The sequence below is a fragment of the Streptomyces sp. DSM 40868 genome, assembly GCF_011820545.1.
Lineage (GTDB): Bacteria > Actinomycetota > Actinomycetes > Streptomycetales > Streptomycetaceae > Streptomyces > Streptomyces eurythermus.
On record NZ_CP050504.1, the window covers coordinates 5,837,330 to 5,858,588 of the forward strand.

A 21,259-nucleotide genomic window follows, 5' to 3' on the forward strand; every position below is an offset into this window, starting at 1 on the left:
CCGGTGGCACCGGCTCGCGCGGACCTGGCGAGGGGGAGGCATGGCCGAGTACATGACGGAGACCGACGAGCGTTCCCCCGCGGTGCCGCATTCCGGCACCGCGGGGGAGCCCCGGGAGACCACCGGGACCGCCACCGGTCCGCTCGACGGGCAGGAGGCCCTGGCGCAGCTGGAGCGGACCCGGACCCTGGTCTACCCGGAGCTGCGCGCGGCCGTGGAGTCGCTGCCCGGCGCCATGCGCCGGATCGGGCTCTACCACTTCGGCTGGCAGCACGCCGACGGCACACCGGCGTCGGGCAACCCCGGCAAGGCGATCCGGCCGGCGCTGGTGCTGGCGGCGGCCGCGGCGCTCGGCGGCCCGGCGGCCCGGGCGGCCGCGGTCCGGGCCGCGGCGGCGGTCGAACTGGTCCACAACTTCACGTTGCTGCACGACGACGTGATGGACCGGGACACCACCCGCCGGCACCGGCCGACCGCGTGGACCGTGTTCGGGGACACCGACGCGATCCTCGCCGGGGACGCCCTCCAGGCGCTGGCGCTGCGGCTGCTCGCCGAGGACCCGCACCCCGCCTCCGTCCCGGCCGCGGCCCGGCTCGCGGCCTGCGTGGTGGAGCTGTGCGAGGGGCAGCACGCGGACACCGACCTGGAGCAGCGCGCTCCGGACGCGGTGACGCTGGACGAGGTGCTCGCCATGGCCGAGGCCAAGACCGGCGCGCTGCTGGGCTGCGCGTGCGCGCTCGGCGCGCTGTACGCGGGAGCCGGTGCGGAGGAGGTGGCCGCCCTGGACGGCTTCGGCCGCCAGGCCGGACTCGCCTTCCAGCTGATCGACGACGTGATCGGGATATGGGGAGACCCGCGGCACACCGGCAAGCCGGTCGGCGCGGATCTCGCCGCCCGCAAGAAGTCCCTGCCGGTGGTGGCGGCGCTCACCTCCGGAACGCCGGGGGCGTCCGAACTGGCCGCGCTGTACGGGAAGCCGTACCTCGCCGAGGAGGCGGAGGCCGGGGAGATCGCGCGTACGGCACTGGCGGTGGAGCGGGCCGGCGGCCGGGACTGGGCGCAGGCCGAGGCGGCCGACCGGATGGCCCGGGCCATGCAGGAACTGGCCCGCGCGGTCCCCGACCCGGAGGCGGCGGGCGGTCTGCTGGCGCTCGCCGAGTTCGTCACCCGGCGCAGCAGCTGAGCGCCGCCGGCGGCCGGCGGCCTGGGAGAACCCGGAGGCTCCGGGTCCGTGTGGCTCCTGACCCCGCACGGCCGACGGAGGCTCCGGTCAGGCGCCCCGCACACCCCCACAGTGTGCGGGGCCGCCGCTTTCCGCCCCCGGCCCGGGCGGCGGGATGCGTTGAGGGCGCCTACGCTGAGGGCATGGGCGGCGAGGAATCCGTCTGTCCCGTCTGCGGACAGCCCGTGGAAACGGTCGTCAAGCGGCACAAGACGCTGGGCGCCTGGGTGCCGGTGTGGGGCCGCGGCCCGTGCCGCAACCCCGACTGCGCGGCGTACACCGCCTCCGGCGGCCCGGAAGGCGACCGGCCGACCACCGCAGGCCCCGGCCGTCCCACCGCGCCGGGCCGGTCCACCGAGCCCGTATCCGAACCCGACCCTGGTCGTCCCCGCTCCCGTGCTCCGGGTCGGTCCGTCGGTGTGCGGAACGACGGCGGCCCAGCGCCGGAGCGGCCGGGGACCCCGTGATCGGGTCGGCCGACGGCCGGTGGACGCCGTAGCGTGGGCGGATGCCGAAACCGTCGTACATCCTGCACATCACCGAACGCTCCCTGTGGGAGGCGGCGCGTGAGCGCGGTGCCTACGAGCTGTCCACCCGGGGCCGCACCCTCCAGGAGGAGGGCTTCATCCACTTCTCCAGCCGCGAGCAGCTCCCGCGCGTCGCCGCATTCCTCTACGGCGGCTACGACGGCCCGGACGAGCTGGTCGTCCTGGTCGTGGACCCGGCCCGGGTCGGTGCGCCGGTGCGCTACGAGTCCGCCGAGCCGGGCGGGGAGGAGTTCCCGCACCTGTACGGGCCCCTGCCGGCCGAGGCCGTGGTCGACGTGGAGCCCTGGGGCTGAACCGGGCCGCACCCACCGGCCGGCCCTCAGGTGGCCGGGCGTTCGATGAAACGGAGCTGATTGCCCGCCGGGTCCCGGAAGGCGCAGTCCCGGACCCCGTACGGCTGGTCCATCGGCTCCTGGAGGACATCGGCGCCGGACTCCCGCACCCGCTCGTACAGGGCGTCGCAGTCGGGCGTGGTGAAGATGACCCCGCGCAACAGGCCCTTGGCGAGGAGTTCGTTGAGGGCCTGCTTGTCGGCGGGCGAGGCGTCCGGGCTCGCGTCCGGCGGCTCCAGCACGATCTCCACGTCCGGCTGGAGCGGGGAGCCCACGGTCACCCAGCGCATCCCCTCGAAGCCCACGTCGTTGCGGATCTCCATGCCCAGCACATCGCGGTAGAAGGCGATGGCCTTGTCATGGTCGTCCACCGCGAGGAAACACTGCGCGAGTCTCACGTCCATGGGCTCACCCTAGATCCACTCGGCACCCCGCGCCTCAGTACGGGCGGCGGCGCGGCCGGGTCAGCCCGCGGGCCACGCACGGCGGGATCGCGGCGCTCTCCCGGTGGTCGCGGGCGCGGTAGGCGCTCGGCGTCTCGCCGACCAGCTCGGTGAAGCGGGAACTGAAGGAACCGAGAGAGGTGCAGCCGACGGCGAGGCACACCTCGGTCACGGTGAGGTCGCCCCGGCGCAGCAGGGCCTTGGCCCGCTCGATCCGGCGGGTCATGAGGTAGCCGTACGGGGTCTCGCCGAACGCCTTGCGGAAGCTGCGCTGGAAGTGGCCCGGGGACATCAGGGCGTCGCGGGCCAGCTCGGTCATCTCGAGCGGTTCGGCGTACTCCCGGTCCATGCGGTCACGCACGCGCCGCAGCCGTCGCAGATCCTCCAGGGCGGTCACCCGTCCAGCCTGCCACAGCCGCGCCGGGATCCACCCCGGTGAAAAGGAACCGCACCCGGTCCGCGGGTGCGCCGTGGTGGGCACGGGTCCGCGGGCCGGGTGCGGTCAGGAGGTGCTCAGGCGGTCAGGCCTGCTTGGTCTCCCAGAAGATCTTGGCGATCTGCTCGATGTAGTCCAGAGCCTTCTGGCCCGTCGCCGGGTCGGTGGACGCCTTGGCGGCCGAGAGGGCCTTCAGGGTGTCGTTGACCAGCTGGTGCAGCTCCGGGTACTTCTCGAAGTGCGGCGCCTTGAAGTAGTCGCTCCACAGGACGGAGACGTGGTGCTTCGCGAGCTCCGCGCGCTGCTCCTTGATGACGGTGGCGCGAGCCTGGAAGTGGGGGTCGTCATTGCCGGCCATCTTCTCCTGGACGGCCTTCACCGACTCCGCCTCGATGCGGGCCTGGGCCGGGTCGTACACGCCGCAGGGCAGGTCGCAGTGGGCGCTGACCTTGACCTTGGGGGCAAACAGGCGGGAAAGCATGGAGCATTCCTTCCTCGTGATCGTCTTCTCAGGTGCGACATTACTCCCTGAGGAACGCGATTTCTCGGCTGCCCCCTAGGGCTTAGGACAAAAGTCCAGGGTGAGACTGAGACTGGTGGAGGAACGGACCGGGGAGGTGCCGGGGATGCCGGAACTGTCGCAGGAGACCGAGCGGGGAAGGGGGGCGGCGCCCTTCGGGCTGGCGGAGGTGACCGGCCCGTCCATGGTGCCCACGCTGCACCACGGGGACCAGCTGCTGGTGCGGTACGGGGGTGTGGTGCGGCCCGGTGACGTGGTGGTCCTGCGCCATCCCTTCCAGCAGGACCTGCTGGTGGTCAAGCGGGCGGTGGAGCGGCGCGACGGCGGCTGGTGGGTGCTCGGGGACAACCCGTACGCGGGCGGGGACAGCACGGACTACGGGGTGGTGCCCGAGGAACTGATCCTGGGCAAGGCGCTGTTGCGGTTCCGGCCGGCCGGGGCCGGTCAGCGGTCGCCACTCGCGCTGGTGCGCTGGGCGCTCTCGGCGGTGCGGCCGTTGCTGCCCGACCGGTCGGCCTCCAGGCGTTTGCGGGCCCGGTAGGCGGCCACGTTGGCGCGGGTGGCGCAGCGGTCCGAGCAGTAGCGGCGGGAGCGGTTGGTGGAGGTGTCCAGGTAGGCGTTGCGGCACGGGGGCGCCTGGCACAGGCCGAGGCGGTCGACGCCGTACTCGGTGAGGTGGAAGGCGAGGCCCATCGCCGCGATCGCCGCGTAGCCGGCGGTGGCGTTGGAGGGGTGGTCGGCCAGGTGCATGTGCCACAGCGGCCGGCCGTCGTCGTCCCGGTAGTCGTGCCCGGAGATCTGCGGGCTGACCGGGAACTCCAGCAGCAGTGAGTTCAGCAGGTCCACGGCCAGGGTCTCGTCGCCCTGGTCGGCGGCCTCGAAGACCGCGCGCAGCCGCGCCCGGACCGAGCGGAAGCGGGTCACGTCGGCTTCCGTGGCGCGGCGGGCGGCCGACGCGTTGACGCCGAAGAGGTCGCGGACGGCCTCGACCGTGGTCAGGGTGTCCTTGCCCCGGGCCGGCTCCTCGCTGTTGACGAGACGGACGGCGTAATCCGAGTAATAGGCCAGTTCCACTTGTAGTCCTTACGCGGGCGTCTTATGGTCGGATCTGCGGTCGGGTAAGAGCCGGTCGTGCTTCCAGGGTATTACGCGAGACGAGGGGAGACGGATCTCATGACGACGAGTACCGGAACCGACTGGGCGGCCTGGCAGGAGAGCTGGGACCGGCAGCAGGAGTGGTACATGCCGGACCGCGAGGAACGTTTCCGGATCATGCTCGACATGGTCGAGGCGCTGGTGGGCACGGCACCCCGCGTGCTCGACCTGGCCTGCGGCACCGGCAGCATCACCGCCCGGCTGCTGAGCCGCTTCCCCGACGCCACCAGCACCGGCGTCGACCTGGACCCGGCGCTGCTCGCCATCGCGCACGGCACCTTCGACGGCGACGACCGCGTCCGGCTCGTGACCGCCGACCTCAAGGACCCCGACTGGCCGGCCAGGCTGCCGTACGACTCCTACGACGCGGTGCTCACCGCGACCGCCCTGCACTGGCTGCACGCCGAACCCCTCGCGGCCCTCTACGGCCGGATCGCGGGACTGGTCCGCGACGGCGGTGTCTTCATGAACGCGGACCACATGATCGACGAGACCACGCCCCGGATCAACGCGGCCGAGCGCGCCCAGCGGCACGCCCGCATGGAACAGGCCAAGCGGGACGGCGCCCTGGACTGGGCCGACTGGTGGCAGCTGGCGGCGAAGGACCCGGTCCTCGCCGAGCCGACCGCCCGCCGCTACGAGATCTACGGCGAGCACGCGGACGGGGACATGCCCTCGGTCCAATGGCACGCGCGCGTGCTGCGCGAGAAGGGGTTCGCCGAGGCCAGGCCGGTGTGGTGCTCCCCCTCGGACACGCTGCTGCTCGCGCTGAAGTAGGCGGGCAGGCGTGAGGGGCGGTACGGGTGGCCCGTACCGCCCCTCACGCGCGGGTCACAGGACCTTGGACAGGAACGACTGCGTCCGCTCGTGCCGCGGGTTGGTCAGGACGTCCCGGGGGTGGCCGGATTCGACCACCACGCCGCCGTCCATGAAGACCAGACTGTCGCCCACCTCGCGGGCGAAGCCCATCTCGTGGGTGACGACGACCATGGTCATGCCGGACTCGGCGAGGTCCCGCATGACGTCCAGGACGTCACCGACCAGCTCCGGGTCCAGGGCCGAGGTCGGCTCGTCGAACAGCATCAGCTTCGGCTCCATCGCCAGCGCCCGGGCGATCGCCACCCGCTGCTGCTGGCCGCCGGAGAGCTGGGAGGGGTAGTGCCCGGCCCGGTCGGCCAGGCCCACGCGCTCCAGCAGCCGCATGGCCCGCTCCCGGGCCTCGCCGCGGCTCGCGCCCTTCACCTGGACCGGCGCCTCCATGACGTTCTCCACGGCCGTCATGTGCGGGAACAGGTTGAAGCGCTGGAAGACCATGCCGATGTCGCGCCGCTTCATGGCGACCTCGCGGTCCCGCAGCTCGTACAGCTTGTCGCCCTGCTGGCGGTAGCCGACCAGCTCGCCGTCGACGTACAGCCGCCCGGCGTTGATCTTCTCCAGGTGGTTGATGCAGCGCAGGAACGTCGACTTGCCGGAACCGGAGGGGCCGATCAGGCAGAACACCTCACCCGGCTTCACCTCCAGGTCGATGCCCTTGAGCACCTCGACCTGGCCGAAGGACTTGTGCACGCCCTCCGCCTTGACCATGGGGACGGCGTCCCGCGGCCGGGTGTCCTGCTTCTTGCTCAGCTTGTCGGTCATGCCGTGACCTTCCTGCTGGAGAAGGTCGTCAGATTCTTCTTCACCTTCTGCCACGGGGTCGGGGGGAGGGTGCGGCTGGAGCCGCGGGCGTAGTACCGCTCCAGGTAGTACTGGCCCACGCTCAGCACCGAGGTCATGATCAGGTACCAGGCCGCGGCGAGGAAGTACATCTCCACCGGGGCGCCGGAGTTCTGGCCGATGTCCTGGGCGTAGCGGAAGAGTTCCGAGAACTGGACCTGCGCCACGAGCGAGGTCGTCTTCAGCATGTTGATCACTTCGTTGCCCGTGGGCGGCACGATCACCCGCATCGCCTGCGGGATCACCACCCGGCGCAGGGTCTTGCCGTGGCTCATGCCGAGCGCGTGGGCCGCCTCGGTCTGGCCCTCGTCCACCGCGAGCAGGCCGGCCCGGCAGATCTCGGCCATGTACGCCGCCTCGTTCAGACCCAGGCCGAGCAGCGCCGTCAGCAGCGGCGTCATGAAGCTCGACCAGTAGTCCTTGTAGATCGGCATCAGGTTGATGTACTCGAAGACCAGGCCCAGGTTGAACCAGAGGAACAGCTGGACCAGGACCGGGGTGCCGCGGAAGAACCAGATGTAGAACCAGGCGATCGCCGAGGTCACCGGGTTCTTCGACAGCCGCATCACCGCCAGGATGATGCCGCCGACGATGCCGATCAGCATCGACAGGACCGTCAGCAGGAGGGTCTTGCCGACGCCGGTCATGATCCGGTCGTCGAAGAAGTAGTCGGGTATCGCGTGCCAGTTGATCTTGCCCTGGGCGAACGCGTTGACGATCGCGGCAAGGACCGCGATCGCGATGACGGCGGTGACGTACCGTCCGTAGTGCCGCACCGGGATGGCCTTGATGGCCTCGGCGCCGGCCGGGGGCGTGTCCTTGGGACCCGCCGTCTTGTCGATGTCAGTCACGGGGAGTGCCTCTCGGTGGCCGCTGCTTGCAGGTCGCGGGTCACTTGCCGCCGTTGATGACGGACTGCTTGACGGCGCCGTCCTGGGCGCCCCACTTCTCGAGGATCTTCTGGTACTCGCCGTTCTTGATGAGCGCGTTCATCGCCGCCTGGAGGGCGTCCCGCAGCTGCGTCTCCTCCTTGGAGACCGCGATGCCGTACGGGGCCGCCTCGACCTGGTCGCCGACCAGCTCGAAGTCCTTGCCGCCGCCGGAGGTCTTCACCGCGTACGCGGCGACCGGGAAGTCGGCGGACACGGCGTCCACGCCGCCCGAGCGCAGCCGGGTCTGGGCCTGCTGGTTGTCGTCGAACGCCTCGATGGAGAGCTTCTTGCCCTTCGGACACTTCTTCGCCTGCTGCTTGGCCAGGTCGTCCGACGTGGTGCCGCGCTGCACGGCCAGCTTCTTGCCGCACAGGTCGTCCCAGGTCTTTATGCCCTCGGTGTCTCCCTTGCGGGTGTATATGGAGACACCGGCGGTCAGGTAGTCGACGAAGTCGACGCCCTCGCCGACCTGCTTGCCGGTGTCGGGGTCGACGCCCTCCTGACGGTTCTTGTTGTCCGTCATCGCCGACATCGCGATGTCGTACCGGTCCGAACGCAGACCGGTGAGCAGAGCGTCGAAGGTGCCGTTCTGGAACTCGAACGTCACCCCGAGCTGCTTGCCCAGGGCCTCCGCCAGGTCCGGGTCCAGGCCGACCACCTTGCCGGAGGAGTCCTTGTACTCCACGGGGGCGTACGCGATGTCCGAACCGACCCGGATCTTGCCCTTGCCCCGGATGTCCTGCGGGAGCTTGTCGGCGAGCGGGGCACTGGCGGCGGACGCGCTGCCGGAGTCCTTGTTCTTGTCCTTCGTCTGGTCACCGCAGCCGGTGAGCAGCAGGGCGCCTGCGACCGCGATCGCACCGACCGCGGCAAGACGGGAGCGCGCGGCGGTGGTACGACGGGTGGAGCTTGCGGTCATCGTGGTTCCTCCGGCGGATGGGAAGAGTTGCCGATGGGTCGACGGAAACACACACCTTCGGGTGTCGCGACCTCGTGGGTTTACGGCATCTTGCCATTCGGACTACGCCATTCAGGGGAGTCGCTATGTCAAAATCGGATAACGGGTGACCCCCGAAACGGATCAGGTCGGTACAACCTCGGTCCATAGCCGCAGGACCATCTGCGGTAATCCGCTCCTCCAGCCGGAGAATCTTCGGCGTGTCTCACCATGTGGTCGGCCGGACCCCTCCGCGCTCTGCGCGATTTCCAGCCATTTCGGTCCGTCGGCCGCGCGTCATCCCGGCGTCGCCCGCCCGTTCCGGGATGTGACCTTGGACCTATTGGACTCGTCGCGGGCACCGTCCGTCCGGTAAGAAGGTTCTTTACACCCCTCATCCGGGGCTCAGGGCGCGTGTGCGGCGCGCCCGTCGCGTATGGCCTCGTACGTATCAGCAATCGGGCCGTGCGCGGTGCCCGCCCACCCCTCACCAGGAGTGGACGACCCTCAAACCATGCATACCTAAGGGGTAAGACAAAGTGGCAGCGGAGATCGTCAATCCTCGCAGCGACAACACAACGGACCAGGACGGCGGGGCCGAGCCCCTCGATTCCTTCGATCCGGCGTTCGCGCTGCACCGCGGCGGCAAGATGGCCGTGCAGGCCACCGTGCCGGTCCGCGACAAGGACGACCTTTCCCTCGCGTACACGCCCGGCGTCGCGCGCGTGTGCACCGCGATCGCGGAACAGCCGGAGCTGGTCAACGACTACACGTGGAAATCCAGTGTGGTCGCCGTCGTCACCGACGGTACGGCCGTGCTCGGGCTCGGGGACATCGGTCCCCAGGCATCCCTCCCCGTGATGGAGGGCAAGGCCATCCTGTTCAAGCAGTTCGGCGGCGTGGACGCGGTCCCGATCGCCCTCGACTGCACCGACGTCGACGACATCGTGGAGACCGTCGTCCGGCTCGCTCCCTCCTTCGGCGGAGTGAACCTGGAGGACATCTCGGCCCCCCGGTGCTTCGAGATCGAGCGCCGGCTCCAGGAGCGGCTGGACATCCCGGTCTTCCACGACGACCAGCACGGCACGGCCGTCGTGACGCTCGCGGCGCTGCGCAACGCGGCGCGGCTGAGCGGACGCGAGATCGGGCAGCTGCGGGCCGTCATCTCGGGCGCCGGCGCGGCCGGTGTCGCCATCGCCAAGATGCTGGTCGAGGCCGGCATCGGGGACGTGGCGGTGACGGACCGCAAGGGCGTGGTGTCGGCCGACCGGGACGACCTGACCCCGGTCAAGCGCGAGCTGGCCGGATTCACCAACAAGGCCGGCCTCACCGGTTCGCTGGAGAACGCCCTGGCGGGTGCGGACGTCTTCATCGGCGTCTCCGGCGGTACGGTCCCCGAGGAGGCCGTGGCCTCCATGGCGCAGGGCGCCTTCGTGTTCGCGATGGCCAACCCGAACCCGGAGGTGCACCCCGACGTCGCGCACAAGTACGCGGCGGTCGTCGCCACCGGGCGCTCCGACTTCCCCAACCAGATCAACAACGTGCTGGCCTTCCCCGGCATCTTCGCCGGCGCGCTCCAGGTGCGGGCCACGCGGATCACGGAGGGGATGAAGATCGCCGCCGCGGAGGCGCTGGCCGCGGTGGTCGGTGATGACCTCGCCGCCGACTACGTGATCCCGTCGCCGTTCGACGAGCGGGTCGCTCCCGCCGTCACCGCGGCCGTCGCGGCCGCCGCGCGCGCGGAGGGCGTCGCCCGCCGGTGACCCGACACTGAACGGCCCCGCCCGCTTGGGCGGGGCCGTTTTTCCGTCGGTGGGGGAGTGCCTGCCGAGGGGGTCGGGCGCGGGCGGCGGTGGTCCTGTGCCGCATGGGTGCCGTTGCGCAAGAGGGCATGTGTCACAGGCGGGCCTGGTTCCGCCGGGTGCGCCGCACCCCTATCGTCGGCTGCATGTTCGCTGTCTACGCTGCCCGAATCGACCGCGACCAGCCGCTCACCGGCCTCGAGTTGGGGGAGCGTCCGGCTCCCGAGGCCCGTCCCGGCTGGAGCACGATCACCGTGCGCGCCGCCTCCCTCAACCACCACGACCTCTGGTCCCTGCGGGGCGTCGGCCTCCCGGAGGACCGGCTGCCGATGATCCTCGGCTGCGATGCCGCCGGTGTCGACGAGGACGGCAACGAGGTCGTCCTGCACTCCGTCATCGGCCAGAGCGGCCACGGCGTCGGCCCGCACGAGCCGCGCTCCATCCTCACCGAGCGCTACCAGGGCACCTTCGCCGAACAGGTCGCCGTACCGACCTGGAACGTGCTGCCCAAGCCGAAGGAGCTGTCCTTCGCCGAGGCCGCCTGCCTGCCGACCGCCTGGCTGACGGCGTACCGGATGCTGTTCACCAACGCCGGGGTGCGACCCGGGGACTCGGTCCTCGTGCAGGGCGCGGGCGGCGGTGTCGCCACGGCCGCGATCGTCCTCGGCAAGGCGGCCGGACTGCGGGTCTTCGCCACCAGCCGGGACGAGGCGAAGCGGAAGCGGGCCGTGGAGCTGGGTGCCGTGGAGGCGCTGGAGCCGGGGGCCCGGCTGCCGCAGCGGGTGGACGCCGTCATCGAGACCGTGGGCGCGGCGACCTGGTCCCACTCGGTGAAGTCGCTGCGGCCCGGTGGGGCGCTGGTCATCTCCGGGGCGACCAGCGGGGACCGGCCCTCGCATGCCGAGCTGACTCGGATCTTCTTCCTGGAGCTGAAGGTCGTCGGGTCCACGATGGGCACCAAGGACGAGCTGGAGGACCTGCTCTCCTTCTGCGCCGCGACCGGTGTACGGCCCGTGATCGACGAGGAGCTTCCGCTGGACCGGGCGCGTGAGGGCTTCGAACGGCTCGCGTCGGGGGAGCAGTTCGGCAAGATCGTGCTGACCAACTCCTAGCTTTTTGGGGGAGCTTGACGCCGAAGGCGGGTCCGGGGTGCCGGGCCCGCCTTTTGTGTGGCCCGATTGTCAACCAAGGTTGACGGATGGGGAGTGTCAACCTATGTTGACGGCATGAGTGAGGCAACCAATCTCGCCCAGCGTGCCGGTGACCGTGATCCACGGGTCGGACTGCGGGCCGTGGCCGCGCTGCGCCGGCTGCTGGAGCAGTTGGAGGCGGTACAGGTGCGCAGTGCGCGCGATCAGGGCTGGTCGTGGCAGGAGATCGCAGCGGAGCTGGGTGTCAGCAGGCAGGCCGTGCACAAGAAGTACGGGAGGCGTTGATGTTCGAGCGGTTGACCAAGGACGCGCGGGCGGTGATCGAGGGTGCGGTCGCGCATGCGCGCAGCGGTGGGGCGCGGACCGTCGAGGCCGAGCATGTGCTGCTCGCGGTGCTCGACAGTGAGGGCAGCCGGGCCTCGTTCGCGCTGTCCGCCCTGGGGCTCGGGGAGTCGCGGGACGCGGTGCGCGAGGCGGTGGGGGAGGCGCGGCGTCGGGCGGGGCTGACCCGGGCCGAGGCGGACGCGCTCGCGGGGCTGGGGATTGATGTGAGGGAGGTCGTGGCCCGGGTGGAGGAGGCGCACGGGGTCGGGGCGATGGCCGGGGATTCGGGGAGTCCGGGGTGGTGGGGCGGGGGCCGGCTCAGGTTCGGCCGAGGAGCCAAGGATGTGCTGGAGCGGGCGTTGCGGGTGGCTCTCGGGCGGGGGGAGCGGTTTGTCGGGGGTGAGCATCTGCTGTTGGCGCTCACGGTTCTGCCGGGGGTGGCGGGGGAGGTGTTGGCCGACTTCGGGGTGACGTTCGAGGGGGTGACGAGGGTTTGCCCACCCGCCCACCCGACTCGGTCGGCTGAAAAGTGACCCCCACGGGGCTCCGCCCCGGACCCCGAAGACCTGCCCACCCACCCACCCGATTCGGTTGGCTGGAGGGTGGGCGTCCTCGGTTCGGTCGGCTGGCGGGTGGGCGTCCCCGGCCCATCGGTGGGGGCTCCGGCTGGGGTGGCTGGAGGGTGGGCGCCCTTGGGTCGGTCGGTGGGGGATGCGCGGCCGGGTTGGTGGTGGGGTGGATGACCCCAGCGTGGCTGGCGGGGCAGGCATCGTCGGTTCGGTCGGTGGGGGCCCGGCTGGCGGGACGTGCTTCCCCGGCTCGGTTGGCTGGAGGTGGGCGTCCTGCTGTTGGGCGCGGGTTGCCGGTTCGGTTGGCTGCGGGGCGGGGGCGAGGTGGGGCTTGGGGGGCTTGCCCCCCGGGGCGGGTGTTCGGGTCAGGGCTTGTGGGGGTGGAGGATCGCCGCGATGTGGGCCGCCGCCTTGGTGAGGTGGTGGCGGGTTTCCCGGAGTTGGGCCGGTGTGATGCCGTTGTCGCGGGCCGCGTCGCGGATGTCGTCGCGGAAGCGGTCCAGCAGGCGGTCCAGGTCGCGGGCCGGGTCGCCGGTGGGCGTCTCGTGGGCCCAGGTCGGTTCGTACCCGGCGGGGAAGTCCTCCGAGGCCGGGGTGTAGTGCGGCTCCGAGGACGGAGTGGTGCGGGGCGTCTCCTCCGTGGCGCGGGGGAAGTCCCGGTCCCTCCCCCAGTCCTTGCCCGTGTCCCTGGTCCAGTCCCTGGCGAAGTCCTTGCCGAAGTCGCCGAATTCCTTCGTCAGTTCGGACAGGCCCTCGCGGAGGCCCGTGGGCCAGTCGCCGCGCGTGAAGTGGGCCTGGACGCGTTCCTGGACGCGCCGGGCGATGCGCTGCACCTCTTCCTGCGCCTGGACCCGTGCCCGTGCCTGCGCCTCCTGGGCCTGGCGGCGGGCCCGCTCGGCCTCCTCGCGGGCCCGGCGGCTCTCGTCCTTCGCGCGCCGGGCCTGCTCCTTCCACTCCTGCTTGGCCCGGCGCAACTCCTCCTTGGCGGCCCGCCACGCCTCCTTGTCGCCCAGGTCGCCGTACTCCCCCTGGGCGAAGTCGCCCCCGGACGTCCGTGCGCGGCGGGCCTCGGACGCGGCGGCGCGCACCTCGCGGCGCAGGTCGCCGGCCGCGCCACGCACGTCGGCCCTTATCTCGGCGGCCAGTTCCGCGACCGACTCGCGGATCTCCAGTTCCAGGTCGGCCAGTTCACCGCTGCGGGCGGCCAGTTCGGCGCGGCCCGCGTCCGTGATGGCGTACACCTTGCGGCCGCCCTCGGTGGTGTGCCGGACCAGACCCTCCGCCTCCAGCTTGGCCAGGCGCGGGTAGACCGTGCCCGCCGAGGGGGCGTAGAGGCCCTGGAAGCGCTCTTCCAGGAGCCTGATCACCTCGTAGCCGTGGCGCGGGGCCTCGTCGAGCAGCTTGAGCAGGTACAGGCGGAGGCGGCCGTGGGCGAAGACGGGAGGCATGTCAGAGCACCTTCTTGTCGGTCGTGCCGTCGGCCGGGGCGCCGGTGGCGGCGGCGTCCTGGCCGGAGACGGAATTGTCCCCCGGCGCGGTCGGCGGGTGATCGGCCGGGTGGGGTGCCTGGTGGGGTGCCGTGCGGGCATCCGTCGCGGTCGGGGCCTCCGAGGGGGCGCCGGGGGTCTCCGGGGGTGCGGAGGAGGGCCTCGGCGCGGTGGCGGCTTCGGGGGCCGTGACGGATTCCGGTGCGCCGGGTGCCGCGGGCGCGGTGGGGGATCCGGGGGTGCTGGAGGGCGCCGAGTCGGTGACCGTGACGGTGACGGTCGTGGTGTCGGGCTCCGGCGGGCGTGGCGGGCCGGCTTGCCAGGACGGGTGCTCCTCCTCGTCCCGGGGCGGCCGGCGCAGCAGGGCTATCGAGCCCGAGACCGTGGTGGCCCGCAGACTGCCCGTGCCCGCGCCGAGCCGGCCGGTGATCTTGTGCGCGCCCCACTGGCCGTGCACCCGCAGTCCCTCGAAGGCGTTGGACACCACACCGCTCGTGGTGTTCGCCTCCACCTCGGCGTCCGCCGGGTGCGGCAGGCGGATGGCGATCTCGCCGGAGACGCTGGTCAGGCCGACGTCCGTGGGGCCGTCCGGGTCCAGGTCGACGATCATCGAGCCGCTGACGGTCTCGGCGCGCACGGAGGGGCCGGAGCCCGCGACGACGGTGAGGTCTCCGGAGACCGAGTGGAACGTCAGGTCCCCGGTGACCGCCTGGGCCTCCAGGCTTCCCGAGACGGTCTCCGCGCGGACCGGGCCCGAGACGCCGACCAGGGTGGTGTCGCCGTTCACCCCCTTGATCACCGCGGAGCCGCGGATGCCCGAGACGACCGCGCCGGCGCCCACCACGCCCACCTCCACGCGTGTGCCGGCCGGGACCGCGAGCGAGACCACCGTGCTGCGGCGCCAGGCCCTGCGGTCGAGCCACTTGAGGAAGCCCTTCCAGGGCAGGTCCTCGTAGGCCACGGTCAGCGTGGAGCCGTTCCGGGTGACCACCAGGGGCGGGCCCGCCAGCTCCGAGACCTCCAGCCGCGCCGAGTCCTCCTCCGTGCCGACGACGTTCACCGTGCCGTTGACGATCCGGACCTGGAGATCGCGCACGGGGCTGTCGAAGGTCAGCTTCCGGGGTTCGGTGACGGACCACTGGGACATGGGACCTCCTCGGCCGGGGCGCGGTCGTGACACGCCATATCGCGTCCTCTCGTAAACACGATATATCGCGGCGGAGTGAAGTCAAGACACTCTTTCGAGGAGGGCAACGGCGTGCGGGTGACGGCTGCGCGCGGCCGCCCCGGGCCGGGGCGCGTCCGTGGCGGCATACGCTGGTGGGGAGAGTTGCCGGCTGGATGTTTACGCAGGAGACGTAGCCCCTATGTACTTCACCGACCGCGGTATCGAGGAGCTGGAGAAGCGGCGTGGCGAGGAAGAGGTCACCTTCGAGTGGCTCGCCGAGCAGTTGCGCACGTTCGTGGACCTGAACCCGGACTTCGAGGTGCCCGTGGAGCGGCTGGCCACCTGGCTCGCCCGGCTCGACGACGAGGACGACGAGTAGGGCGGGCGAGAGCGAGGCGCAGGGCCGGGCACGACGCCGGCGAAACCACCTCTGAACAGGCGAAAGGGCCCGGTGCCGAGCGAGAACTCGGTACCGGGCCCTTTTCGGGAGGCTGACGCCTCTAACAGGCCGGCTTACGCCTCGAACACCTCACGCACCAGCTGCTCCTGCTCGGCCTGGTGCCGCTTCGCGGAACCCACCGCCGGGGACGAGGAGTGCGGACGCGAGATGCGCCGCAGCCGCTCGCCGGCCGGGATGTCCGCGCCGACCGCCAGGTCCAGGTGGTCGATCAGGTTGAGCGCGATGAACGGCCAGGCACCCTGGTTCGCCGGCTCCTCCTGCGCCCAGAGGTACTTCTCGGCGTTCGGGTACTTGTTGACCTCCGCCTGGAGCTCGTCACCCGGCAGCGGGTAGAGCCGCTCGATGCGGATGATCGCCGTGTCCGTGACGCCCCGCTTCTGCCGCTCGGCCTCCAGGTCGTAGTAGACCTTGCCGGCGCAGAAGACGACCTTGCGGACCGCGGCCGGGTCGACCGTGCTGTCGCCGATGACCGGCCGGAACTGGCCGCTCGTGAACTCCTCCGCCTTCGACGCGGCGGCCTTCAGGCGCAGCATCGACTTCGGGGTGAAGACGACCAGCGGCTTGTGGTGCGGGTTGTGCACCTGCCACCGCAGGAGGTGGAAGTAGTTCGACGGCAGCGTGGGCATGGCCACGGTCATGTTGTTCTGCGCGCACAGCTGGAGGAACCGCTCGGGGCGCGCGGAGGAGTGGTCCGGGCCCTGGCCCTCGTAGCCGTGCGGGAGCAGCAGGACGACGCCCGAGGTCTGGGCCCACTTCTGCTCGGCCGACGAGATGAACTCGTCGACGACCGTCTGGGCGCCGTTGACGAAGTCGCCGAACTGGGCCTCCCACATCACCAGCGCGTCCGGGCGGGCCAGCGAGTAGCCGTACTCGAAGCCCATCGCCGCGTACTCGGACAGCAGCGAGTTGTAGACGTTCAGCCGCGCCTGGTCCTCGGCGAGGTACTGCAGCGGGGTGTACTCCTCGCCGGTCTCCCGGTCGATCAGCACCGCGTGGCGCTGGCCGAAGGTGCCGCGCTGGGAGTCCTGGCCGGCCAGCCGGACCGGGGTGCCCTCCAGCAGCAGGGAGCCGATGGCGAGGGTCTCGCCCATGCCCCAGTCGATCGTGCCGTCCTCCACCATCGCGGCCCGGCGCTGGAGCTGCGGGAGCAGCCGCGGGTGGACGGTGATGGTGTCCGGGATGTTGACCTGGGACTCGGCGATCCGCTTGACGACCTCGGTGGAGACCGCGGTCGGGACCGCGACCGGGAAGCCGTCCTGGGGCGCCTGGACGTCCCCGGCGGCCGGCTGCGAGGTGGCCTCGCGGACCTCGGTGAAGACCTTCTCCAGCTGGCCCTGGTAGTCCTGGAGGGCCTGCTCGGCCTCCTCCAGGGTGATGTCGCCGCGACCGATCAGGGACTCGGTGTACAGCTTGCGCACCGAGCGCTTCTTGTCGATCAGGTCGTACATCAGCGGCTGGGTGAAGGCCGGGTTGTCCGACTCGTTGTGACCGCGGCGGCGGTAGCAGATGAGGTCGATCACCACGTCCTTGTTGAACGCCTGGCGGAACTCGAAGGCCAGACGCGCGACGCGGACCACGGCCTCCGGGTCGTCGCCGTTCACGTGGAAGATCGGGGCCTCGATCATGCGGGCCACGTCCGTCGCGTACATGGAGGAACGCGAGGACTCGGGGGCCGCGGTGAAGCCGACCTGGTTGTTGATGACGATGTGGACCGTGCCGCCGGTGCGGTAGCCGCGCAGCTGCGACATGTTCAGGGTCTCGGCCACCACGCCCTGGCCCGCGAAGGCCGCGTCGCCGTGGATCGCCACCGGCAGCACCGTGAAGTCGGTGCCGCCCTTGTTGATGATGTCCTGCTTGGCGCGGGCGACGCCCTCCAGGACCGGGTCGACGGCCTCCAGGTGGGAGGGGTTGGCGACCAGCGAGACCTTGATCTGCTCGCCGTCCAGGCCGGTGAAGGTGCCCTCGGCGCCCAGGTGGTACTTCACGTCGCCGGAGCCGTGCATCGACTTCGGGTCGAGGTTGCCCTCGAACTCGCGGAAGATCTGCGCGTACGACTTGCCGACGATGTTGGCCAGCACGTTGAGGCGACCGCGGTGGGCCATGCCGATGACGACCTCGTCCAGGCGGGACTCGGCCGCGGAGTCGATCACCGCGTCCAGCAGCGGGATGACGGACTCGCCGCCCTCCAGGGAGAAGCGCTTCTGGCCGACGTACTTCGTCTGCAGGAAGGTTTCGAACGCCTCGGCGGCGTTCAGCCGGCGCAGGATGCGCAGCTGCTCCTCGCGCTCCATCCTGGAGTGCGGGCGCTCCACCCGGTCCTGGATCCACTTGCGCTGCTTGGGGTCCTGGATGTGCATGAACTCGATGCCGGTGGTGCGGCAGTACGAGTCGCGCAGCACGCCGAGGATGTCGCGCAGCTTCATCATCGACTTGCCGGCGAAGCCGCCGACGGCGAACTCGCGCTCCAGGTCCCACAGGGTGAGGCCGTGCTCGACGATGTCCAGGTCGGGGTGCTTGCGCTGCTTGTACTCCAGCGGGTCGGTGTCGGCCATGACGTGGCCGCGGACCCGGTAGGAGTGGATCAGCTCGAAGACGCGGGCGGCCTTGGTGACGTCGTCGTCGTGGCTGGCGTCGATGTCCTTGAGCCAGCGGACCGGCTCGTAGGGGATGCGCAGCGCCTCGAAGATGTCGTCGTAGAAGCCGTTCTCGCCGAGCAGCAGGTTGGCGACCTGGCGCAGGAACTCGCCGGAGGCGGCGCCCTGGATCACCCGGTGGTCGTAGGTCGACGTGAGCGTCATGACCTTGGAGACACCGAGCTTGTTCAGGGTGTCCTGGCTGGTGCCCTGGAACTCCGCCGGGTAGTCCATGGAGCCGACGCCCATGATCACGGACTGGCCGGGCATCAGGCGCGGCACGGAGTGGACGGTGCCGAGGCCGCCGGGGTTGGTCAGGGAGACCGTGACGCCGGAGAAGTCGTCCATCGTCAGCTTGCCGTCGCGGGCGCGGCGGACGATGTCCTCGTAGGCCTGCCAGAACTCGAAGAAGTTCAGCGTCTCGGCCTTCTTGATGGCGGCCACGACGAGCTGGCGGTCACCGTTGGGCTTGACCAGGTCGATGGCCAGGCCGAGGTTGACGTGGGCCGGCTTGATCAGGGTCGGCTTGCCGTCCTTGACGCCGTAGGACCAGTTCATCGACGGCATGGCCTTGATGGCCTGCACCATCGCGTACCCGATGATGTGCGTGAAGGAGATCTTCCCGCCGCGGGCGCGCTTGAGGTGGTTGTTGATGACGATCCGGTTGTCGAACAGCAGCTTCACCGGGACGGCGCGGACCGAGGTGGCGGTCGGCATCTCCAGCGAGGCGTCCATGTTCTTCGCCACGGCGGCGGACGGGCCGCGCAGCGTGACCAGCTCGGGGCCCTCGGGGGCCTCCTTCGCGGGTTCGGCCTTGGCCTTCGGCTGAGCGGGCGCCTGTGCGGGTTGCGCCGGCTTGGCCGGGGCGGCCTTCGCCGCGGGAGCGGCGGGAGCCGCGGGGGCCGGGGCCTGAGCGGGAGCCGCGGCGGGCTTCGGGGCCGGGGCGGCGGCCTGGGAGGCCGGGGCCGCGGGTGCCTGCGGGGCCGTGGTGGTCTCCGCGGCCCCCGTGGCCGCGGCACCCGCCGGGGCCGGGGTGGCCGGAGCCCCCGGCTTGTAATCGGCGAAGAAGTCCCACCAGGCGCGGTCTACGGAGTTCGGGTCCTGGAGGTACTGCTGATAGATCTCGTCGACGAGCCATTCGTTCGCACCGAACGCGGCTGCGGGGTTCTTCCCGGCTTGGTCGTCGGTGGAGAGACTCGATGAGTTACTGGGGGACTGTGGCGACACGGCGGCAACCGCCCTCTTCCGCTTCACAAGGTGATGGACAGCGGGAATAAAGGCTACGCCTCCCTGGCCGGGAAGGTCAGGTCGAGCATGGTCATCGTCGCGTAAGTCACATCGGAAATCTTGTTTCGGGGCTTGATATGGCGGGAAACAAGCGTGGTTCCGCAGGTGAAAGGGTGCACCGGCGGGGCCCGCCGCCGCCAACGTCAGGCGGGTGCCCGGGCCTGCGCCGATCACACGTGTCCTGCCGCGCGAACCTGCCGGGGACCGTCGTGGATCTTGTGCTTCCGGTTCGGACCCTACGTCAACTCGCGAGGGAAGTCAGTCCCGGAAGAGTGACGATGATCCGGCAGCCACGCTCGGATTCGGCCACCCCGATCCGGCCGCCGTGCAGATCCACCGCCCACCGGGCGATCGCCAGCCCGAGCCCGGTGCCGCCGTCGCTGCCCGGGCCGTGCGGCCGGGTGACCGCACCCCGGTTGAACCGCTCGAACACGCGGTGCCACTCGGACCGGGGGATGCCCGGGCCCTCGTCCTGGACCTCCAGCACCAGCGACTCCGGCTGCGGCCCGCGCCGCGCCTTCACGGTCACCCGGCCGTGCGGCGGGCTGTGCTTGACCGCGTTGTCGATCAGGTTGGCGACGACCTGGTGGATGCGCTCGGGGTCCGCGTGCGCGGTCAGCTCCGGCGGCGAGACGTCGAGATGCAGATGGACGTCGGTGCGGGTGTGGCTGCCCGAGCCGGAGGCGATGCCCGCGCGCACGGAGGCGACCATGTTGGCCTCCTTCAGTACGCCCGAGAGGTACGGCCACACCTCGAACCGGCGCGCCTTCAGCGGCACCACGCCGTTGTCCAGCCGGGACAGGTCCAGCAGGGTCTCCACCAGGCGGCCCAGTCGCTCGGTCTGCTTCAGGGCCGTCCGCATGGTCTCCGGATCGGCCTCGGTGACCCCGTCGACGATGTTCTCCAGCACCGCGCGCAGCCCGGCGATCGGGGTGCGCAGCTCGTGCGAGACGTTCGCCACCAGCTCCTTGCGCTGGTTGTCCTGGGCCTCCAGCTCGTCGGCCATGACGTTGATCGTCTGGGCCAGGTCGCCGAGTTCGTCGCGGCGGTTCTCCCGCACCCGGCGGGTGTAGTCGCCCTGCGAGATGGAGCGGGCCACCGTGTTCATCTCGTCCAGCGGCATGGTCAGCGAGTGCGCCACGAACTGGGTGATGAGCAGGGTGGCGATCATCGAGAAGACCGTGATGAAGCGCAGCTCCGTCTGGGTGTGCACCGCCACGAGCGACAGACCGGTGGTGATGAGCACCGCGATGACGACCAGCGCGCCCAGCTTGGTCTTGATCGAGAACGGGCGTACGCCGCCCCAGGGTTCCTCGCCGAGGGTCCCGGGGCTCCTCCGTGCGGCCTGGCGCCCGCTGCCGCTCACGGGGCCGGTGTCTCCAGCGCGTAGCCCACGCCGTGCACGGTCCGGATCCGCTCGGCGCCGATCTTGCGGCGCAGCGCCTTGATGTGGCTGTCGACCGTGCGGGTGCCGGAGGCGTCCGCCCAGTCCCACACCTCGGCCAGCAGCTGCTCCCGGGAGAGCACCGCGCGCGGGGTGTTCGCCAGGCACACCAGCAGGTCGAACTCGGTCGGCGTCAGGTGGACGTCCTCGGACTTCACCCGCACCCGGCGCTGGGCGTGGTCGATCTCCAGCTCGCCGAGGCGCAGGATGCCGGTGCGGGGCGTGGCGGCGGCCAGCGCGGCCCGTTCCACCCGGCGCAGCAGCACGTGCACCCGGGCCGCCAGCTCACGCATGGAGAACGGCTTGGTCATGTAGTCGTCGGCGCCCACGCCGAGTCCGACCAGCATGTCCGTCTCGTCGTCCCGCGCGGTCAGCATCAGCACCGGCACCGGCCGTTGCGCCTGCACCCGCCGGCACACCTCCAGCCCGTCGAAGCCGGGCAGCATGATGTCGAGGATCAGCAGGTCGGGCTGCCAGGCCTCGGCCGTGTCGACGGCGGCCGGACCGTCGGCCGCCGTCTGCACCAGAAATCCCTCGGCACGGAGCCGGGCCGCGATGGCGTCGACGATCGTGGGGTCGTCCTCGACGACCAGCACCCGGCGCTGTGCGCCCGGGGTGGTCGTCGCCGCGCCGCTCTGGGAGGTGTGTGTCTGCTCCATCGCCCGCCCCTGTTGTGTTGCTTTCCGGAATCCG

General features: G+C 71.1%; 21 protein-coding genes. 9 read left to right on the forward strand and 12 right to left on the reverse strand.

From position 1 onward, the window contains the following. Positions 1 to 40: 40 nt before the first annotated feature. Together HB370_RS26690 and HB370_RS26695 are read left to right on the forward strand one after the other, a co-directional pair. On the forward strand, positions 41 to 1,183 hold the full coding sequence (locus tag HB370_RS26690) for a family 2 encapsulin nanocompartment cargo protein polyprenyl transferase (protein WP_030794672.1): 1,143 nt from the start codon (positions 41 to 43) through the stop codon (positions 1,181 to 1,183). 547 nt (positions 1,184 to 1,730) lie between these two features. Then, positions 1,731 to 2,063: a DUF952 domain-containing protein gene (locus HB370_RS26695; RefSeq protein ID WP_030794675.1), complete on the forward strand. Its 333-nt coding sequence runs from the start codon at positions 1,731 to 1,733 to the stop codon at positions 2,061 to 2,063. Between the two features lie 26 nt (positions 2,064 to 2,089). Here HB370_RS26695 and HB370_RS26700 read toward each other — a convergent pair whose 3' ends face one another. The 3 genes from HB370_RS26700 to sodN form a co-directional block, all read right to left on the reverse strand. Continuing rightward, positions 2,090 to 2,506: a VOC family protein gene (locus tag HB370_RS26700; protein WP_030794678.1), complete on the reverse strand. Its 417-nt coding sequence runs from the start codon at positions 2,504 to 2,506 to the stop codon at positions 2,090 to 2,092. 34 nt (positions 2,507 to 2,540) lie between these two features. Next, the gene (locus tag HB370_RS26705; RefSeq protein WP_030794680.1) at positions 2,541 to 2,942 is read right to left on the reverse strand and encodes a helix-turn-helix transcriptional regulator; all 402 of its coding nucleotides are present in this window, start codon (positions 2,940 to 2,942) and stop codon (positions 2,541 to 2,543) included. A gap of 124 nt (positions 2,943 to 3,066) precedes the next feature. Beyond that, positions 3,067 to 3,462, reverse strand: coding sequence for a superoxide dismutase, Ni (gene sodN, locus HB370_RS26710; protein ID WP_030794683.1), 396 nt, complete (start codon positions 3,460 to 3,462; stop codon positions 3,067 to 3,069). Positions 3,463 to 3,607: 145 nt separating this feature from the next. On the opposite strand from sodN, the gene sodX reads away from it, so the two are divergent. Further along, the gene (gene sodX, locus HB370_RS26715; protein WP_037703420.1) at positions 3,608 to 4,042 is read left to right on the forward strand and encodes a nickel-type superoxide dismutase maturation protease; all 435 of its coding nucleotides are present in this window, start codon (positions 3,608 to 3,610) and stop codon (positions 4,040 to 4,042) included. Here sodX and HB370_RS26720 read toward each other — a convergent pair. Next, positions 3,946 to 4,575: a CGNR zinc finger domain-containing protein gene (locus tag HB370_RS26720; RefSeq protein WP_030794689.1), complete on the reverse strand. Its 630-nt coding sequence runs from the start codon at positions 4,573 to 4,575 to the stop codon at positions 3,946 to 3,948. The two genes, sodX and HB370_RS26720, sit on opposite strands and share 97 nt — an antisense overlap. A 99-nt stretch (positions 4,576 to 4,674) precedes the next feature. Here HB370_RS26720 and HB370_RS26725 point away from each other — a divergent pair, with 99 nt between their 5' ends. Continuing rightward, entirely contained in the window at positions 4,675 to 5,433 is a 759-nt protein-coding gene (locus tag HB370_RS26725) for a class I SAM-dependent methyltransferase (protein ID WP_030794692.1), read from the forward strand. A gap of 54 nt (positions 5,434 to 5,487) precedes the next feature. Here the strand turns inward: HB370_RS26725 and HB370_RS26730 are convergent, their stop codons facing one another. The 3 genes from HB370_RS26730 to HB370_RS26740 are packed head-to-tail and all read right to left on the reverse strand — an operon-like array spanning position 5,488 to position 8,223. Beyond that, positions 5,488 to 6,240: an amino acid ABC transporter ATP-binding protein gene (locus tag HB370_RS26730; protein ID WP_030794694.1), complete on the reverse strand. Its 753-nt coding sequence runs from the start codon at positions 6,238 to 6,240 to the stop codon at positions 5,488 to 5,490. A 50-nt stretch (positions 6,241 to 6,290) separates the two neighbouring features. Beyond that, a complete protein-coding gene (locus HB370_RS26735) occupies positions 6,291 to 7,223 on the reverse strand; it encodes an amino acid ABC transporter permease (protein WP_030794696.1) in 933 nt (310 codons plus the stop codon). A 40-nt stretch (positions 7,224 to 7,263) separates the two neighbouring features. Next, positions 7,264 to 8,223 carry an ABC transporter substrate-binding protein gene (locus HB370_RS26740; RefSeq protein ID WP_030794699.1) on the reverse strand — a complete coding sequence of 320 codons (960 nt, stop codon included), beginning with the start codon at positions 8,221 to 8,223 and terminating at the stop codon, positions 7,264 to 7,266. 557 nt (positions 8,224 to 8,780) lie between these two features. Between HB370_RS26740 and HB370_RS26745 the strand changes: the two genes are divergently transcribed. From HB370_RS26745 to HB370_RS26760, 4 genes are all read left to right on the forward strand, one after another. Beyond that, the gene (locus HB370_RS26745) at positions 8,781 to 10,004 is read left to right on the forward strand and encodes an NADP-dependent malic enzyme (RefSeq protein WP_030794702.1); all 1,224 of its coding nucleotides are present in this window, start codon (positions 8,781 to 8,783) and stop codon (positions 10,002 to 10,004) included. A gap of 185 nt (positions 10,005 to 10,189) precedes the next feature. After that, positions 10,190 to 11,155 carry a quinone oxidoreductase gene (locus tag HB370_RS26750; RefSeq protein WP_030794705.1) on the forward strand — a complete coding sequence of 322 codons (966 nt, stop codon included), beginning with the start codon at positions 10,190 to 10,192 and terminating at the stop codon, positions 11,153 to 11,155. Positions 11,156 to 11,269: 114 nt separating this feature from the next. Next, the gene (locus tag HB370_RS26755; RefSeq protein WP_030794710.1) at positions 11,270 to 11,479 is read left to right on the forward strand and encodes a helix-turn-helix domain-containing protein; all 210 of its coding nucleotides are present in this window, start codon (positions 11,270 to 11,272) and stop codon (positions 11,477 to 11,479) included. Further along, positions 11,479 to 12,051: a Clp protease N-terminal domain-containing protein gene (locus HB370_RS26760; RefSeq protein ID WP_167513032.1), complete on the forward strand. Its 573-nt coding sequence runs from the start codon at positions 11,479 to 11,481 to the stop codon at positions 12,049 to 12,051. Before HB370_RS26755 ends, HB370_RS26760 begins: the two co-directional genes overlap by 1 nt. 401 nt (positions 12,052 to 12,452) lie before the next feature. Here the strand turns inward: HB370_RS26760 and HB370_RS26765 are convergent, their stop codons facing one another. Together HB370_RS26765 and HB370_RS26770 are read right to left on the reverse strand one after the other, a co-directional pair. Beyond that, positions 12,453 to 13,535: a PadR family transcriptional regulator gene (locus HB370_RS26765; protein WP_030789885.1), complete on the reverse strand. Its 1,083-nt coding sequence runs from the start codon at positions 13,533 to 13,535 to the stop codon at positions 12,453 to 12,455. A gap of 1 nt (position 13,536) precedes the next feature. Further along, positions 13,537 to 14,721, reverse strand: coding sequence for a DUF4097 family beta strand repeat-containing protein (locus tag HB370_RS26770; protein WP_037702785.1), 1,185 nt, complete (start codon positions 14,719 to 14,721; stop codon positions 13,537 to 13,539). Positions 14,722 to 14,941: 220 nt separating this feature from the next. Between HB370_RS26770 and HB370_RS26775 the strand changes: the two genes are divergently transcribed. Then, on the forward strand, positions 14,942 to 15,121 hold the full coding sequence (locus HB370_RS26775) for a DUF6104 family protein (protein ID WP_003992906.1): 180 nt from the start codon (positions 14,942 to 14,944) through the stop codon (positions 15,119 to 15,121). A gap of 134 nt (positions 15,122 to 15,255) precedes the next feature. Here HB370_RS26775 and HB370_RS26780 read toward each other — a convergent pair whose 3' ends face one another. The 3 genes from HB370_RS26780 to HB370_RS26790 all read right to left on the reverse strand — a co-directional run bounded on the left by HB370_RS26780 (position 15,256) and on the right by HB370_RS26790 (position 21,225). Next, positions 15,256 to 19,062: a multifunctional oxoglutarate decarboxylase/oxoglutarate dehydrogenase thiamine pyrophosphate-binding subunit/dihydrolipoyllysine-residue succinyltransferase subunit gene (locus HB370_RS26780; RefSeq protein WP_030789891.1), complete on the reverse strand. Its 3,807-nt coding sequence runs from the start codon at positions 19,060 to 19,062 to the stop codon at positions 15,256 to 15,258. Between the two features lie 301 nt (positions 19,063 to 19,363). Continuing rightward, a complete protein-coding gene (locus HB370_RS26785; protein WP_030789894.1) occupies positions 19,364 to 20,488 on the reverse strand; it encodes an ATP-binding protein in 1,125 nt (374 codons plus the stop codon). After that, a complete protein-coding gene (locus tag HB370_RS26790; RefSeq protein WP_030789897.1) occupies positions 20,485 to 21,225 on the reverse strand; it encodes a response regulator transcription factor in 741 nt (246 codons plus the stop codon). The genes HB370_RS26785 and HB370_RS26790 overlap by 4 nt, the downstream gene beginning before the upstream one ends. Positions 21,226 to 21,259 lie beyond the last annotated feature (34 nt).